This is a genomic window from Flavobacterium lotistagni, assembly GCF_011392125.1.
Lineage (GTDB): Bacteria > Bacteroidota > Bacteroidia > Flavobacteriales > Flavobacteriaceae > Flavobacterium > Flavobacterium lotistagni.
This window is the reverse complement of sequence record NZ_JAAJBU010000029.1, coordinates 1-902: the sequence shown is the minus strand read 5'-3', so window position 1 is coordinate 902 and position 902 is coordinate 1. Positions and strand designations below refer to the sequence as shown.

The window sequence follows — 902 nt, the reverse complement described above, 5'->3', positions numbered from 1 at the left end:
CAAGCATTGAGATTAAGCGATACGAAAGCATATAAAAACGGAATTGTAGAATTAACATACGAAATCACCAAGTAATATTGGCAAAAGGAAACACAGCCTGTAACAGCCGCCACGCGATCATTGCTGGTTTTTTCTTAGCCTCTACTCTATTTTTCACGTAGAAATTCTATCTTAGCGGAGAATACTCGGTCCGCTTTTCCGCAACGTCGCGTGGCGGCGAACCGTTAGAGGCAACCGCAAAAAAACCGAAACACAGAATAACTACATGAAATCTTTTTTAACTCTTTTTCTTATTTGTATATTTTTAGTTGCGTGCAATAGTTTTGAAATTGAAAAAAAAGTAGTTGGTAAATATTATGTGATTAAAAATGAAGGAATAACTACCTTAAATTATAAACTTGAAAATGGCGCGTATGTTGGAAAAATTCCGGCAACATTAATAGAATATGGTTTTAACCAAAAGTATATTGTTGGCAAAACAGTTGACACAAATAATTTAATATCATACTATATAATTCTTAGAGAAAAAGATTTCGATTTGGCTATAGAAGATAATTTCAGAATTGGTCCAATAGCAGAAGATGAATATACAAGAAATTGGAAGCGCAAACTAAAAATAAAGTTATATAAAATTGAAGAATAGAGCGGCAGCCTCTAACCCTACCTACGCGAGCACCGCTGGTTTTTCCTAACTTCTCGCCTATTTTTCACGAAGAAATTATATCTTTAGCGGAGAAAACTCGGTTCGCTAATTCCGCGCCGTCGCGTAGCTAGCAACCGTTAACAGTCAGTTTAGAAAACCGGAACATTTAAGCTTAAATTGTAAAATTGGAACTGCATAGTTTGATGTAAACGAAACTTGAAAATTGAAGTTGCAAAGCTGAACGCGAACGAAACTGGAA

At 35.5% G+C, this 902-nt stretch carries 1 protein-coding gene; it reads left to right on the top strand.

Going from position 1 to position 902, the window contains the following annotated elements:
- Positions 1-265: 265 nt before the first annotated feature.
- Complete coding sequence (locus tag G4D82_RS14285; protein ID WP_166337971.1) at positions 266-643, top strand: hypothetical protein; 378 nt, start codon at positions 266-268, stop codon at positions 641-643.
- Positions 644-902 lie beyond the last annotated feature (259 nt).